General features: G+C 50.9%; 13 protein-coding genes. 9 read left to right on the top strand and 4 right to left on the bottom strand.

The window, feature by feature from the left end:
* Nucleotides 1-60 precede the first annotated feature (60 nt).
* Nucleotides 61-1,536 carry a muropeptide MFS transporter AmpG gene (ampG, locus tag BGE37_RS10060; RefSeq protein ID WP_032302574.1) on the bottom strand — a complete coding sequence of 492 codons (1,476 nt, stop codon included), beginning with the start codon at nt 1,534-1,536 and terminating at the stop codon, nt 61-63.
* Between the two features lie 43 nt (nt 1,537-1,579).
* Nucleotides 1,580-2,158 (bottom strand): lipoprotein, encoded by a 579-nt coding sequence (locus BGE37_RS10065; protein WP_001295326.1) that lies wholly within the window; start codon nt 2,156-2,158, stop codon nt 1,580-1,582.
* Between the two features lie 304 nt (nt 2,159-2,462).
* Here BGE37_RS10065 and bolA point away from each other — a divergent pair, with 304 nt between their 5' ends.
* From bolA to fadM, 9 genes are all read left to right on the top strand, one after another.
* Complete coding sequence (gene bolA, locus BGE37_RS10075; RefSeq protein WP_000973448.1) at nt 2,463-2,780, top strand: transcriptional regulator BolA; 318 nt, start codon at nt 2,463-2,465, stop codon at nt 2,778-2,780.
* Nucleotides 2,781-3,123: 343 nt separating this feature from the next.
* Nucleotides 3,124-4,422, top strand: coding sequence for a trigger factor (gene tig / locus BGE37_RS10085; protein WP_001198386.1), 1,299 nt, complete (start codon nt 3,124-3,126; stop codon nt 4,420-4,422).
* Nucleotides 4,423-4,667: 245 nt separating this feature from the next.
* Nucleotides 4,668-5,291: an ATP-dependent Clp endopeptidase proteolytic subunit ClpP gene (gene clpP / locus BGE37_RS10090; protein WP_000122253.1), complete on the top strand. Its 624-nt coding sequence runs from the start codon at nt 4,668-4,670 to the stop codon at nt 5,289-5,291.
* Between the two features lie 126 nt (nt 5,292-5,417).
* Entirely contained in the window at nt 5,418-6,692 is a 1,275-nt protein-coding gene (gene clpX / locus BGE37_RS10100) for an ATP-dependent protease ATP-binding subunit ClpX (RefSeq protein ID WP_000130305.1), read from the top strand.
* A gap of 187 nt (nt 6,693-6,879) precedes the next feature.
* Nucleotides 6,880-9,234, top strand: coding sequence for an endopeptidase La (lon, locus tag BGE37_RS10105; RefSeq protein ID WP_001295325.1), 2,355 nt, complete (start codon nt 6,880-6,882; stop codon nt 9,232-9,234).
* A 190-nt stretch (nt 9,235-9,424) separates the two neighbouring features.
* Nucleotides 9,425-9,715 carry a nucleoid-associated protein HU-beta gene (gene hupB / locus BGE37_RS10110; RefSeq protein ID WP_254892905.1) on the top strand — a complete coding sequence of 97 codons (291 nt, stop codon included), beginning with the start codon at nt 9,425-9,427 and terminating at the stop codon, nt 9,713-9,715.
* A 191-nt stretch (nt 9,716-9,906) separates the two neighbouring features.
* Nucleotides 9,907-11,778 (top strand): peptidylprolyl isomerase, encoded by a 1,872-nt coding sequence (gene ppiD, locus BGE37_RS10115; protein ID WP_000969382.1) that lies wholly within the window; start codon nt 9,907-9,909, stop codon nt 11,776-11,778.
* Nucleotides 11,779-11,928: 150 nt separating this feature from the next.
* Complete coding sequence (locus tag BGE37_RS10120) at nt 11,929-12,300, top strand: helix-hairpin-helix domain-containing protein (protein WP_000680297.1); 372 nt, start codon at nt 11,929-11,931, stop codon at nt 12,298-12,300.
* Nucleotides 12,301-12,405: 105 nt separating this feature from the next.
* Nucleotides 12,406-12,804, top strand: coding sequence for a long-chain acyl-CoA thioesterase FadM (gene fadM / locus BGE37_RS10125; protein ID WP_001194534.1), 399 nt, complete (start codon nt 12,406-12,408; stop codon nt 12,802-12,804).
* 51 nt (nt 12,805-12,855) lie between these two features.
* Here the strand turns inward: fadM and queC are convergent, their stop codons facing one another.
* Nucleotides 12,856-13,551, bottom strand: a complete 696-nt coding sequence (gene queC, locus BGE37_RS10130; RefSeq protein WP_000817234.1) for a 7-cyano-7-deazaguanine synthase QueC — start codon at nt 13,549-13,551, stop codon at nt 12,856-12,858.
* 64 nt (nt 13,552-13,615) lie between these two features.
* The gene (locus BGE37_RS10135; protein WP_105287992.1) at nt 13,616-15,316 is read right to left on the bottom strand and encodes an SgrR family transcriptional regulator; all 1,701 of its coding nucleotides are present in this window, start codon (nt 15,314-15,316) and stop codon (nt 13,616-13,618) included.
* Nucleotides 15,317-15,412: the final 96 nt, after the last annotated feature.

Consider the following 15,412-nt stretch of genomic DNA (forward strand, 5'->3'; position numbering starts at 1 on the left):
TGTTTATTTAGCCGTAATAATTACGGCGAGTGATTACTACGGCTAAATAATATTTACAGATTACGTCAGATGCGTTTTTCGTAGCGCCAGATAATCCAGTAAACCACCAAGCACGACACCAGAAAGGGCGACTAAAACCCCGACTTCCAGCAGCGCAGGCAGGAAAGAGAAGTGCGTCAAATCCAGCGCGTCCATCGTCAACAGCAGTAACCACACGGCCAACAGGCTGACGCCCGCCGCCAATGTCCACATGGCAAAGGCATAACCTGCCGGATATTCGGTACGGGAGATAAAGTTGTCATTTACTCGTGTATATTCAAGCGTCTGGCGACAAACCAGCAGCAAAAAAAGCCCTGGTACGGCAGCGGCGACGGAGAACAGATAGAATGTCGACCAGCCGTGTGCTTCAACAAACCAACCCGCCACGGGGCCGACATAAACTCGCCCTACAGCAGAAAGCGCTGAGAGCAGGGCAAATTGAGTAGCGGAAAATGACTTATTACACAGCGTCATTAACAGCGCGACAAAGGCTGATGTACCCATCCCGCCACAGAGGTTTTCGAAAAAGACGGCTGCGCCCATGCTGTAGAGATGCTTATCAGTAATCGACAGCAGCCAGTAACCGGCGTTAGACGCACCTTGTAAAATACCGAAAATCAGCAGCGCCCGGAACAGTGACAGGCGCTGCATCAAAATCCCACCGTACAATGCGCCAACAATGGTCGCCAGTAAGCCAAGCGTTTTGTTAACCACGCCTACTTCACCTGCATCAAACCCGACGCCGCGAATCAAAAACGTGGTTGTCAGGCTCATGGCGAATGCGTCGCCCAGCTTATACAGCACGATAAGAAGCAAAATAAGCCAGGCATTATTGCGACCAAAGAAATCGCGCAGAGGTGCAACAACCGCTTGTTCCAGCGTTTTGGGCACAGGAACGGTGTCGGTTGGTTCTGGTGCAAGTAACGTCGCGATAATACAGGGGATCAACAGCGCCGCCATCAACCAGTACATGCCCTGCCAGCCCAGCCATTTATCTGCCAGCCACAGGGCTAAGCCGCCGGAAACCAGCATCCCTAAACGGTAACCCAGCACGCTGATTGCCGCGCCCGCACCACGCTCTTCTGCCGGGAGCACATCGGTTTTCCACGCATCGAAGACAATATCCTGGGAGGCAGAGCAAAAAGCGATCACCACCGCCAGTGCCGCCATCCAGCGGAGCTGGGTGCCTGGTTCGAGAAAACCCATCGCCGCAATGGCGACTAATAACAGGATTTGTGTGGCGAGCAACCAACCGCGACGCCGCCCGAAAAATGGGGGCGTGTAGCGATCCATCAGCGGTGACCAGAGGAATTTAAAAACGTAAGCCTGGCCTACCAGAGAGAAGAAACCAATGGTTTTAAGATCGATATTCTCGACCGTCATCCAGGCCTGTAAGGTGCCGGATGTCAGGGCGAGCGGTAGCCCGGAAGCAAAACCCAGAATCAGCAATATGGCTGAACGTGGCTGTTGAAAAATACGTAAATATTGACTGGACATGGGCGTCTACAGGCCCGGCTTGCACCGGGCCAGAGGGCAGAAATTAACGCGCGTTCTGCTTGATGAATTCGTGGATGCTGGTGTCCTGAGACATATCAGCGATGGTATCGGTCAGCACACTGTTAACCGCATCGGCGATATTTTTGTTGGAGGCCTGGAACGCACCTTCAACGTTGTAGCTGGCACGATAGTTTTTGGTCATTTTGTTGCCATTCTGCGCGGTAGCGATGATAGCGATATCCGCTTTGGTGGCGATGTTATAGCGCACGTTGCCCTGGGACACGTCAGCATACAGTTGGCTAACGATGATTTGCAGATTAACCGGGCCATTCGGACCAACCATGTAACCACGCGCGGTCATCTGTTTTTCCAGCACTTCTTGCAGCAGGAAACGCAGATCGCGGGAGGCAGTCAGGGTAACGATTTGATTATCGCGGGTGACTTTTGCCAGCGCCTGATCGGTACGCTGATCGGCACCATTAATGCTTACGGTGACGCCCATCAGGCTTGGATCCTGCTGTGGCAGTGTTATCGTCGGTGAAACTTCAATAGTTGTTGGCGGTTTTGCGCATCCTGCAAGCATAAACAGAGCAACTAACGGGAAGAGGATTTTTTTGAACATGTTCGGGCTCTCAGAGACTCTTAAGCGTGTTTGGTAAAAATTCCCGCCATCATAACATTGCCAACGGCGAGGGGAAGTGGGTAAGGCATGTAAATTCATCATGTTGACGAAATAATCGCCCCTGGTAAAAGAAACGCTGATGCGAGGCCTGTGTTTCAATCTTTAAATCAGTAAACTTCATACGCTTGACGGAAAAACCAGGACGAAACCTAAATATTTGTTGTTAAGCTGCAATGGAAACGGTAAAAGCGGCTAGTATTTAAAGGGATGGATGACATCTCAGCGTTGTCGGAGGAGATATTTCATGATGATACGTGAGCGGATAGAAGAAAAATTAAGGGCGGCGTTCCAACCCGTATTCCTCGAAGTAGTGGATGAAAGCTATCGTCACAATGTCCCAGCCGGCTCTGAAAGCCATTTTAAAGTTGTGCTGGTCAGCGATCGTTTTACGGGTGAACGTTTTCTGAATCGTCATCGAATGATTTACAGTACTTTAGCGGAGGAACTCTCTACTACCGTTCATGCGCTGGCTCTGCATACTTACACTATTAAGGAGTGGGAAGGGTTGCAGGACACCGTCTTTGCCTCTCCTCCCTGTCGTGGAGCAGGAAGCATCGCGTAAAAACGCATTTGCAACTGTCGGCGCTTTTCCAGTATGTTGCTAAAGATTTTATGAAAAACGGCCTGCGGGCCGTTTTGTTTTGTCTGGATTTTGCGCTTTTTGCCCAGCATTCAGACGAAAATTGCCCGGGAATTGTGAAAAAATACGCGACAGCGCGCAATAACCGTTCTCGACTCATAAAAGTGATGCCGCTATAATGCCGCGTCCTATTTGAATGCTTTCGGGATGATTCTGGTAACAGGGAATGTGATTGATTATAAGAACATCCCGGTTCCGCGAAGCCAACAACCTGTGCTTGCGGGGTAAGAGTTGACCGAGCACTGTGATTTTTTGAGGTAACAAGATGCAAGTTTCAGTTGAAACCACTCAAGGCCTTGGCCGCCGTGTAACGATTACTATCGCTGCTGACAGCATCGAGACCGCTGTTAAAAGCGAGCTGGTCAACGTTGCGAAAAAAGTACGTATTGACGGCTTCCGCAAAGGCAAAGTGCCAATGAATATCGTTGCTCAGCGTTATGGCGCCTCTGTACGCCAGGACGTTCTGGGTGACCTGATGAGCCGTAACTTCATTGACGCCATCATTAAAGAAAAAATCAATCCGGCTGGCGCACCGACTTATGTTCCGGGCGAATACAAGCTGGGTGAAGACTTCACCTACTCTGTAGAGTTTGAAGTTTATCCGGAAGTTGAACTGCAGGGTCTGGAAGCGATCGAAGTTGAAAAACCGATCGTTGAAGTGACCGACGCTGACGTTGACGGCATGCTGGATACTCTGCGTAAACAGCAGGCGACCTGGAAAGAAAAAGACGGCGCTGTTGAAGCAGAAGACCGCGTAACCATCGACTTCACCGGTTCTGTAGACGGCGAAGAGTTCGAAGGCGGTAAAGCGTCTGATTTCGTACTGGCGATGGGCCAGGGTCGTATGATCCCGGGCTTTGAAGACGGTATCAAAGGCCACAAAGCTGGCGAAGAGTTCACCATCGACGTGACCTTCCCGGAAGAGTACCACGCAGAAAACCTGAAAGGTAAAGCAGCGAAATTCGCTATCAACCTGAAGAAAGTTGAAGAGCGTGAACTGCCGGAACTGACTGCAGAATTCATCAAACGTTTCGGCGTTGAAGATGGTTCCGTAGAAGGTCTGCGCGCTGAAGTGCGTAAAAACATGGAGCGCGAGCTGAAGAGCGCCATCCGTAACCGCGTTAAGTCTCAGGCGATCGAAGGTCTGGTAAAAGCTAACGACATCGACGTACCGGCTGCGCTGATCGACAGCGAAATCGACGTTCTGCGTCGCCAGGCTGCACAGCGTTTCGGTGGCAACGAAAAACAGGCTCTGGAACTGCCGCGCGAACTGTTCGAAGAACAGGCTAAACGTCGCGTAGTTGTTGGCCTGCTGCTGGGCGAAGTTATCCGCACCAACGAGCTGAAAGCTGACGAAGAGCGCGTGAAAGGCCTGATCGAAGAGATGGCTTCCGCGTACGAAGATCCGAAAGAAGTTATCGAGTTCTACAGCAAAAACAAAGAACTGATGGACAACATGCGCAATGTTGCTCTGGAAGAACAGGCTGTTGAAGCTGTACTGGCGAAAGCGAAAGTGACTGAAAAAGAAACCACTTTCAACGAGCTGATGAACCAGCAGGCGTAATTTACGCAGCATAACGCGCTAAATTCGCACAAAGGCCCGTCACCGCCAGGTGGTGGGCTTTTTTTTGTCATGAATTTTGCATGGAACCGTGCGAAAAGCCTCTTTCGGTGTTAGCGTAACAACAAAAGATTGTTATGCTTGAAATATGGTGATGCCGTACCCATAACACAGGGACTAGCTGATAATCCGTCCATAAGGTTACAATCGGTACAGCAGGTTTTTTCAATTTTATCCAGGAGACGGAAATGTCATACAGCGGCGAACGAGATAACTTTGCACCCCATATGGCGCTGGTGCCGATGGTCATTGAACAGACCTCACGTGGTGAGCGCTCTTTTGATATCTATTCTCGTCTACTTAAGGAACGCGTCATTTTTCTGACTGGCCAGGTTGAAGACCACATGGCTAACCTGATTGTGGCGCAGATGCTGTTCCTGGAAGCAGAAAACCCAGAAAAAGATATCTATCTGTACATTAACTCCCCAGGCGGGGTGATCACTGCCGGGATGTCTATCTATGACACCATGCAGTTTATCAAGCCTGATGTCAGCACCATCTGCATGGGCCAGGCGGCCTCGATGGGCGCTTTCTTGCTGACCGCCGGGGCAAAAGGTAAACGTTTCTGCCTGCCGAATTCGCGCGTGATGATTCACCAGCCGTTGGGCGGCTACCAGGGCCAGGCGACCGATATCGAAATTCATGCCCGTGAAATTCTGAAAGTTAAAGGGCGTATGAATGAACTTATGGCGCTTCATACGGGTCAATCATTAGAACAGATTGAACGTGACACCGAACGCGATCGCTTCCTTTCCGCCCCTGAAGCGGTGGAATACGGTCTGGTCGATTCGATTCTGACCCATCGTAATTGATGCCAGAGGCGCAACTGTGCCGCTATACTTATCCAGGGCGGCACAACGCTATAAAGCGGCTTGCGCCTGAGAATGGCATTTGCGTCGTCGTGTGCGGCACAAAGAACAAAGAAGAGGTTTTGACCCATGACAGATAAACGCAAAGATGGCTCAGGCAAATTGCTGTATTGCTCTTTTTGCGGCAAAAGCCAGCATGAAGTGCGCAAGCTGATTGCCGGTCCATCCGTGTATATCTGCGACGAATGTGTTGATTTATGTAACGACATCATTCGCGAAGAGATTAAAGAAGTTGCACCGCATCGTGAACGCAGTGCGCTACCGACGCCGCATGAAATTCGCAACCACCTGGACGATTACGTTATCGGTCAGGAACAGGCGAAAAAAGTGCTGGCGGTCGCGGTATACAACCACTACAAACGTCTGCGCAACGGCGATACCAGCAATGGTGTCGAGTTGGGCAAAAGTAACATTCTGCTGATCGGTCCGACCGGTTCCGGTAAAACGCTGCTGGCCGAAACGCTGGCGCGCCTGCTGGACGTCCCGTTCACCATGGCCGATGCAACCACGCTGACCGAAGCCGGTTATGTGGGCGAAGACGTTGAAAACATCATTCAGAAGCTGTTGCAAAAGTGCGATTACGACGTACAGAAAGCGCAGCGCGGGATTGTCTACATCGATGAAATCGACAAGATTTCTCGTAAGTCAGACAACCCGTCCATTACCCGAGACGTTTCCGGTGAAGGCGTACAGCAGGCACTGTTGAAACTGATCGAAGGTACGGTAGCTGCTGTTCCACCGCAAGGTGGGCGTAAACATCCGCAGCAGGAATTCTTGCAGGTTGATACCTCTAAGATCCTGTTTATCTGTGGCGGTGCGTTTGCCGGTCTGGATAAAGTGATTTCCCATCGTGTAGAAACAGGCTCCGGCATTGGTTTTGGCGCGACGGTAAAAGCGAAATCTGACAAAGCAAGTGAAGGCGAGCTGCTGGCGCAGGTTGAACCGGAAGATCTGATCAAGTTTGGTCTGATCCCTGAGTTCATTGGTCGTCTGCCGGTTGTCGCAACGTTGAATGAACTGAGCGAAGAAGCTCTGATTCAGATCCTCAAAGAGCCGAAAAACGCCCTGACCAAGCAGTATCAGGCGCTGTTTAATCTGGAAGGCGTGGATCTGGAATTCCGTGACGAGGCGCTGGATGCTATCGCTAAGAAAGCGATGGCGCGTAAAACCGGTGCCCGTGGCCTGCGTTCCATCGTAGAAGCCGCACTGCTCGATACCATGTATGATCTGCCGTCCATGGAAGATGTCGAAAAAGTGGTTATCGACGAGTCGGTAATTGATGGCCAAAGCAAACCGTTGCTGATTTATGGCAAGCCGGAAGCTCAGCAGGCATCTGGTGAATAATTAACCATTTCCACACAATTAGTTAACCAAAAAGGGGGGATTTTATCTCCCCTTTAATTTTTCCTCTATTCTCGGCGTTGAATGTGGGGGAAACATCCCCATATACTGACGTACATGTTAATAGATGGCGTGAAGCACAGTCGTGTCATCTGATTACCTGGCGGAAATTAAACTAAGAGAGAGCTCTATGAATCCTGAGCGTTCTGAACGCATTGAAATCCCCGTATTGCCGCTGCGCGATGTGGTGGTTTATCCGCACATGGTCATCCCCTTATTTGTCGGGCGGGAAAAATCTATCCGTTGTCTGGAAGCGGCGATGGACCATGATAAAAAAATTATGCTGGTCGCGCAGAAAGAAGCTTCAACGGATGAGCCGGGTGTAAACGATCTTTTCACCGTCGGGACCGTGGCCTCTATATTGCAGATGCTGAAACTGCCTGACGGCACCGTCAAAGTGCTGGTCGAGGGGTTACAGCGCGCGCGTATTTCTGCGCTCTCTGACAATGGCGAACACTTTTCTGCGAAGGCGGAGTATCTGGAGTCGCCGACCATTGATGAGCGGGAACAGGAAGTGCTGGTGCGCACCGCAATCAGCCAGTTTGAAGGTTATATCAAGCTGAACAAAAAAATCCCACCAGAAGTGCTGACGTCGCTGAACAGCATCGACGATCCGGCGCGTCTGGCGGATACCATTGCTGCGCATATGCCGCTGAAACTCGCTGACAAACAGTCTGTTCTGGAGATGTCCGACGTCAACGAACGTCTGGAATATCTGATGGCGATGATGGAATCGGAAATCGATCTGCTGCAGGTTGAGAAACGCATTCGCAACCGCGTTAAAAAGCAGATGGAAAAATCCCAGCGTGAGTACTATCTGAACGAGCAAATGAAAGCTATTCAGAAAGAACTCGGCGAAATGGACGATGCACCGGACGAAAACGAAGCCCTGAAGCGCAAAATCGACGCGGCGAAAATGCCGAAAGAGGCAAAAGAGAAAGCGGAAGCAGAGTTGCAGAAGCTGAAAATGATGTCTCCGATGTCGGCAGAAGCGACCGTGGTGCGTGGTTATATCGACTGGATGGTGCAGGTGCCGTGGAATGCGCGTAGCAAGGTCAAAAAAGACCTGCGTCAGGCGCAAGAAATCCTTGATACCGACCATTATGGTCTGGAGCGCGTTAAAGATCGTATCCTTGAGTATCTTGCGGTTCAAAGCCGTGTCAACAAAATCAAGGGGCCGATCCTCTGCCTGGTTGGGCCGCCGGGGGTAGGTAAAACTTCTCTTGGTCAGTCCATCGCCAAAGCTACCGGACGTAAATATGTTCGTATGGCGCTGGGCGGCGTGCGTGACGAAGCGGAAATCCGTGGTCACCGCCGTACTTACATCGGTTCTATGCCGGGTAAACTGATCCAGAAAATGGCGAAAGTGGGCGTGAAAAACCCGCTGTTCCTGCTCGATGAGATCGACAAAATGTCTTCTGACATGCGTGGCGATCCGGCTTCCGCACTGCTTGAAGTGCTGGATCCAGAGCAGAACGTAGCGTTCAGCGACCACTACCTGGAAGTGGATTACGATCTCAGCGACGTGATGTTTGTCGCGACGTCAAACTCCATGAACATTCCGGCACCACTGCTGGACCGTATGGAAGTGATTCGCCTCTCCGGTTATACCGAAGATGAAAAACTGAACATCGCCAAACGTCACCTGCTGCCAAAGCAGATTGAACGTAATGCACTGAAAAAAGGTGAGCTGACCGTCGACGATAGCGCCATTATCGGCATTATTCGTTACTACACCCGTGAGGCGGGCGTACGTGGTCTGGAACGTGAAATCTCCAAACTGTGCCGCAAAGCGGTTAAGCAGTTACTGCTCGATAAGTCATTAAAACATATCGAAATTAACGGCGATAACCTGCATGACTACCTCGGTGTTCAGCGTTTCGACTATGGACGCGCGGATAACGAAAACCGTGTCGGTCAGGTAACCGGTCTGGCGTGGACGGAAGTGGGCGGTGACTTACTTACCATTGAAACCGCGTGCGTTCCGGGTAAAGGCAAACTGACCTATACCGGTTCGCTCGGCGAAGTGATGCAGGAGTCCATTCAGGCGGCGTTAACGGTGGTTCGTGCGCGTGCGGAAAAACTGGGGATCAACCCTGATTTTTACGAAAAACGCGACATCCACGTCCACGTACCTGAAGGTGCGACGCCAAAAGATGGTCCGAGTGCCGGTATTGCTATGTGCACCGCGCTGGTTTCTTGCCTGACCGGTAACCCGGTTCGTGCCGATGTGGCAATGACCGGTGAGATCACTCTGCGTGGTCAGGTACTGCCGATCGGTGGTTTGAAAGAAAAACTACTGGCAGCGCATCGCGGCGGGATTAAAACAGTGTTAATTCCGTTCGAAAATAAACGCGATCTGGAAGAGATTCCTGACAACGTAATTGCTGATCTGGACATTCATCCTGTGAAACGCATTGAGGAAGTTCTGACTCTGGCGCTGCAAAATGAACCGTCTGGCATGCAGGTTGTGACTGCAAAATAGTGACCTCGCGCAAAATGCACTAATAAAAACAGGGCTGGCAGGCTAATTCGGACTTGCCAGCCTTTTTTTGTCTCGCTAAGTTAGATGGCGGATTGGGCTTGCCCTTATTAAGGGGTGTTGTAAGGGGATGGCTGGCCTGATATAACTGCTGCGCGTTCGTACCTTGAAGGATTCAAGTGCGATATAAATTATAAAGAGGAAGAGAAGAGTGAATAAATCTCAATTGATCGACAAGATTGCTGCAGGGGCTGATATCTCTAAAGCTGCGGCTGGCCGTGCGTTAGATGCTATTATTGCTTCCGTAACTGAATCTCTGAAAGAAGGGGATGATGTAGCACTGGTAGGTTTTGGTACTTTTGCCGTTAAAGAGCGTGCTGCCCGTACTGGCCGCAACCCGCAGACCGGTAAAGAGATCACCATCGCTGCCGCTAAAGTACCGAGCTTCCGTGCAGGTAAAGCACTGAAAGACGCGGTAAACTAAGCGTTGTCCCCAGTGGGGGTGTGACGAAGTTCAAGGGCGCATCTACTGATGTGCCTTTTTTATTTGTATTCGGTGACTTTCTGCGTCTTGTGGGCTGACAATTGCCCCCGTTTCTTGTCACAATAGGCCTTTGCGCGCATCGATACGTTGCGTGAGGTACACAGTCATCTACAGCGGAGTGTTGTTACACCATGATGGACAGCTTACGCACGGCTGCAAACAGTCTCGTGCTCAAGATTATTTTCGGTATCATTATCGTGTCGTTCATATTGACCGGCGTGAGTGGTTACCTGATTGGCGGAGGCAATAACTACGCCGCAAAAGTGAATGACCAGGAAATCAGCCGTGGGCAGTTCGAGAACGCCTTCAACAGCGAGCGTAATCGCATGCAGCAACAGCTGGGCGATCAATACTCTGAGCTTGCAGCGAACGAAGGCTATATGAAAACCCTGCGTCAACAGGTGCTGAATCGTCTGATCGACGAGGCGCTGCTGGATCAGTACGCTCGTGAGCTGAAACTGGGTATCAGTGATGAGCAGGTTAAACAGGCGATTTTCGCGACCCCAGCCTTCCAGGTTGACGGCAAATTTGATAACAGCCGCTATAACGGTATCCTCAACCAGATGGGGATGACCGCCGATCAGTACGCCCAGGCGCTACGTAACCAGCTCACTACCCAACAGCTGATTAACGGCGTTGCCGGTACCGATTTTATGCTGAAAGGTGAAACCGACGAGCTGGCGGCACTGGTAGCTCAACAACGCGTGGTACGTGAAGCGACTATCGATGTTAACGCGCTGGCGGCGAAGCAGCCTGTGACCGAACAGGAAATTGCCAGCTACTACGAACAAAACAAAAACAATTTCATGACGCCGGAACAATTCCGCGTGAGTTACATCAAGCTGGATGCCGCAACGATGCAGCAACCGGTTAGCGATGCGGATATCCAGAGCTACTACGATCAGCATCAGGATCAATTCACCCAGCCGCAGCGTACCCGCTACAGCATCATCCAGACCAAAACTGAAGATGAAGCGAAAGCGGTACTTGATGAGCTGAATAAAGGCGGTGATTTTGCTGCGTTAGCCAAAGAAAAATCTGCCGATATTATCTCTGCCCGTAACGGCGGCGATATGGGTTGGTTAGAAGATGCCACTATCCCGGACGAACTGAAAAATGCTGGTCTGAAAGAAAAAGGCCAACTCTCTGGTGTCATCAAATCTTCGGTCGGTTTCCTGATTGTACGTCTGGACGACATTCAGCCAGCGAAAGTGAAGTCGTTAGACGAAGTGCGTGACGATGTCGCGGCGAAAGTGAAACACGAAAAAGCCCTCGATGCGTACTACGCACTGCAGCAGAAAGTGAGCGATGCAGCAAGCAATGATACCGAGTCTCTGGCCGGTGCAGAGCAAGCTGCGGGCGTAAAAGCCACTCAGACGGGTTGGTTCAGCAAAGATAACCTGCCGGAAGAGTTGAACTTTAAGCCGGTTGCAGACGCTATCTTTAATGGCGGTCTGGTAGGTGAAAACGGCGCACCGGGCATCAACTCTGACATCATCACCGTAGACGGCGACCGCGCATTCGTGCTGCGCATCAGCGAGCACAAACCGGAAGCGGTGAAACCGTTGGCAGATGTTCAGGAACAAGTTAAGGCACTGGTTCAGCACAACAAAGCTGAACAACAGGCGAAAGTGGATGCTGAAAAACTGCTGGTTGATTTGAAAGCCGGCAAAGGTGCAGAAGCTATGCAGGCCGCCGGTCTGAAATTTGGCGAGCCGAAAACCTTAAGCCGTTCCGGTCGTGACCCGATTAGCCAGGCGGCGTTTGCACTGCCACTGCCAGCGAAAGACAAACCGAGCTACGGTATGGCGACCGATATGCAAGGTAATGTGGTTCTGCTGGCGCTGGATGAAGTGAAACAAGGTTCAATGCCGGAAGATCAGAAAAAAGCGATGGTGCAGGGTATCACCCAGAACAACGCACAAATCGTCTTTGAAGCTCTGATGAGTAACCTGCGTAAAGAGGCGAAAATCAAAATTGGCGATGCGCTGGAACAGCAATAATCCTGAAGCCGCCTCGCAAAAAAATGCTTTGCAGCTGTAACAAGAAAAGGTCGCTTTCGCGGCCTTTTCCATTTCTGAACATTGCCATTTGTTTCCTGTTTTCACTGTCGTTAAGGTGATTCCACTGTTAACAAACAAGGAGAAAACAGTATGAAACACGGAATTAAAGCACTGCTCATTACCCTGTCCCTGGCCTGTGCCGGAATGTCTCATAGCGCGCTGGCGGCAGCTCCTGCGGCGAAACCGACAACGGTAGAAACCAAAGCGGAAGCTCCTGCAGCACAAAGTAAAGCAGCAGTACCGACTAAAGCCAGTGACGAAGAAGGTACCCGGGTCAGCATTAATAATGCCAGCGCGGAAGAGTTAGCCCGCGCGATGAATGGCGTTGGCCTGAAGAAGGCGCAGGCGATTGTCAGTTATCGCGAAGAGTACGGTCCGTTTAAAACGGTGGAGGATCTCAAGCAGGTGCCGGGGATGGGCAATTCGCTGGTGGAACGTAATCTGGCGGTATTAACCCTGTAATTAATTTGCATAGTGGCAAATTTTTGCCAGACTGAAGAGGTCATACCAGTTATGACCTCTGTACTTATAACAGTTCTTATAACAACAACGTAAGGTTATTGCGCTATGCAAACACAAATCAAAGTTCGTGGATATCATCTCGACGTTTACCAGCACGTAAACAACGCCCGCTACCTTGAGTTTCTCGAAGAAGCCCGCTGGGATGGGTTGGAAAATAGCGACAGTTTTCAGTGGATGACGGCCCATAACATCGCCTTCGTCGTGGTCAATATCAATATTAACTATCGTCGCCCGGCGGTATTAAGCGACCTGTTAACCATTACCAGTCAGTTGCAGCAATTAAACGGTAAAAGCGGCATCTTAAGCCAGGTCATTACACTGGAGCCGGAAGGGCAGGTGGTCGCGGATGCGCTTATTACGTTTGTTTGTATTGATCTTAAAACGCAGAAAGCATTAGCTCTGGAAGGGGAATTGCGCGAAAAGCTGGAGCAGATGGTTAAGTAAACGTTTTGTGGTGCCGGATGCTCAAGCCGCATCCGGCGACACCCGGAATAATTACTTCAACCCGGTTTTCTGCTTCATCGCTGCCATCACCGTCGGTTTATCGGCCAGATAATGATGCAAACCGTTGGAGCGTAAATTACACGCCGCACAATGACCGCAACCGTCGCCTTTAATGCCGTTATAGCAGGTCAACGTTTCGTTACGGACTAAATCTAGTTTGCCGTAATAATCAGCCAGCGCCCAGGTTTCCGCTTTATCAATCCACATCAGCGGCGTTTCAAAACGAATATCTTTCGCCATGCCTAAACTGACGGCATGGTTTAGTGCTTTCACAAACTCATCGCGGCAATCCGGGTAACCGGAGAAATCCGTTTCGCAGACGCCGGTAATTACGGCTTCTGCTTTTACCTGATACGCATATATTGCCGCCAGTGTCAGGAACAAAATATTACGCCCAGGGACAAACGTATTCGGGATGCCATCAGCTTCAGGTTCATAATCAGGCACCGGAATGCTGTCACGTGTCAGGCTACTGACCGCCAGTTCGTTGAGCAGCGTTACATCAAGAACCTTATGCGCGCGTGCCCCCAGTTTCAGCGCCAGTTCGCGTGCCACGTCGATTTCTGCGCGATGTCGCTGACCGTAATCGAACGTCACGCAATGGACTTCATCATATTGTTGTAATGCCTGCACCAGACAGGTGGTGGAATCCTGGCCTCCACTGAACACAACGACAGCACGTTTCATAGATAATCCTGCTTGAACAATAAAAGCGTTATGGTAACGCCTGCGATTAACCCGGACCAGCTATTCATTGCGACGGCGCGGGAAGCCAGGCTTCGGTAAATTCAAACCAGCCTCGCGGTGTCAGCCGCACACCGTTCACGCCGGGAGGGGCGCTAATGCGATAGTGATAGTTGAACAGCGGCGTCAGCGTCGCATCTGCCATTAACTGGCTAAAAACCGCTTTCAGGGCATTAAATCGGTTTTCCTCATCAGGCATTACTTGCACCGCGTCCAGTGTCGATTGCAAATGTGCATATGCTGGAGCGTCGAAAACATGTGGCCACAGTGGATCGCAACGCAGCCATTGCTCCAGGGTATATTCCGGTGCTTCGCCAATTAACCTGTCGCCCATCATGAGGTCTGCGTGTGCTAGTAGGGTCGTGTCGTCCCAGTTTTTTGCGTTATGAAAAATAATCGTGAGTTCACAGCCTTCCGCTGCCAGTGTCGCCTGTAGGCGTTCTGCCATGGTATGAAGTTCTATCGGTAGGTGATAAACCAGCGTCAAGGTTTTCGGTAGTTTGACTTCATCCGGTACTTGCCATTGTGGAATAGTCCAGCCAGGCAGTAATGCATGACTGGCGGTGATCAGGTTTTCTCCGACTTCTAACGTTTGTAATAAACCGGATTGATGAATAATGGAGATCACTTTTCGCGCCTGCCAGAGGGACAGTCGGGGACTTTTGCACAACGTTAAATAGCAAAAACCTAAACTGATGCCGCTACTGACCTGGCTGACGCGTTGCAGCTCCTCCGGTTTGCCGATGGTGATTTGCACGGGATGCCGACAACTGGTTCCCAAATCTTTTTCGAAAAGCGGCGGAGTTATCCAGTACTCAACCGCTTTAAGCAGCGGATGACGCAAATGGTAATAATCATGGCTCTCCAGGCGCACCAGTTCCGCTGTGAATTGTGTTAAGCGAAAAGGACCAGTGCCGATCAGGGGGAATTGCGGATGCGCCAGATGGCTGCAGTAGCTCGCCAGCCGGTGCGCAAGCCAGTGATCGGGGCGATGTAAAAAGAAGGTCAGACACTGCGGATGGGTGACTTCAATACGCTTCACGCTAATAAATAATTGACCCAGTGCTGGCAGTTGTAACAGCATCAATAACCGCTGGTGTAAGTGTGAGGCTTTTACTGCATCGCCGTTATGCCAGTGTAGGGTTGAACGAAGATAAAAGTCCCAGCGTAACCCGTCAGCAGAGGTTTCCCAGTGATGCGCTAAATCACCAATCGGGCGCTGGGTATTATTATCGAAGCGGGTCAGGCCGGAAAATATCTGTCCGGCGAGATGCTGCTCGGCACGGCCGGGCAAAAAGCCCGGTTGTAGCGGTTCGAGCGGGCGATAGTAGGGAATACGCAACGTGGGCGTATCGTTTTGCCATTGTCCGCCCATAAACGGCTGTAACAGGGTCCGCAGCTCACCTGGGGCCAGTTGCGCCAGCTCCAGCACATCTTGCTGCTTTCCGGTTTCCAGCGCCTGTTCCATCATCGCATTGCGTAGCGATTCTGGCGTGACCAGAAAGCGTAGTTGACCGCGCTTTCCGCGTCCTGACTGCGCCTGCCACTCCAGCCATCCCGCCTCCTGTGCCTGGCGTAACAGCGTACGAACATGGCGTTCGCTGCAAAAACAGCGTTCGGCCAGTTCGCTGACGGTGACGGTTTGCGGCTTTCCGGCGGAAGGTTGCCACAGACGTTGATACTGGTTAAGACGGTTGAGCAGTCGCATATAAACCCGGAACAATATTATTTAACTATTCACTATTACTTCCGTATATATCAGGTGATACTCAATCGCTATTAACCGTGTCACAGAGTGGAGAAA

It is taken from the genome of Escherichia sp. MOD1-EC6300 (genome assembly GCF_002965045.1).
Lineage (GTDB): Bacteria > Pseudomonadota > Gammaproteobacteria > Enterobacterales > Enterobacteriaceae > Escherichia > Escherichia coli_F.

Coding starts and splice junctions, on each gene's coding strand:
- clpP (WP_000122253.1), top strand. CDS start 4,668: ATGTCATACAGCGGCGAACGAGATAACTTTGCACCCCATATGGCGCTG.
- BGE37_RS10065 (WP_001295326.1), bottom strand. CDS start 2,158: ATGTTCAAAAAAATCCTCTTCCCGTTAGTTGCTCTGTTTATGCTTGCA.
- BGE37_RS10135 (WP_105287992.1), bottom strand. CDS start 15,316: ATGCGACTGCTCAACCGTCTTAACCAGTATCAACGTCTGTGGCAACCT.
- ampG (WP_032302574.1), bottom strand. CDS start 1,536: ATGTCCAGTCAATATTTACGTATTTTTCAACAGCCACGTTCAGCCATA.
- clpX (WP_000130305.1), top strand. CDS start 5,418: ATGACAGATAAACGCAAAGATGGCTCAGGCAAATTGCTGTATTGCTCT.
- tig (WP_001198386.1), top strand. CDS start 3,124: ATGCAAGTTTCAGTTGAAACCACTCAAGGCCTTGGCCGCCGTGTAACG.
- ppiD (WP_000969382.1), top strand. CDS start 9,907: ATGATGGACAGCTTACGCACGGCTGCAAACAGTCTCGTGCTCAAGATT.
- BGE37_RS10120 (WP_000680297.1), top strand. CDS start 11,929: ATGAAACACGGAATTAAAGCACTGCTCATTACCCTGTCCCTGGCCTGT.
- bolA (WP_000973448.1), top strand. CDS start 2,463: ATGATGATACGTGAGCGGATAGAAGAAAAATTAAGGGCGGCGTTCCAA.
- queC (WP_000817234.1), bottom strand. CDS start 13,551: ATGAAACGTGCTGTCGTTGTGTTCAGTGGAGGCCAGGATTCCACCACC.
- fadM (WP_001194534.1), top strand. CDS start 12,406: ATGCAAACACAAATCAAAGTTCGTGGATATCATCTCGACGTTTACCAG.
- lon (WP_001295325.1), top strand. CDS start 6,880: ATGAATCCTGAGCGTTCTGAACGCATTGAAATCCCCGTATTGCCGCTG.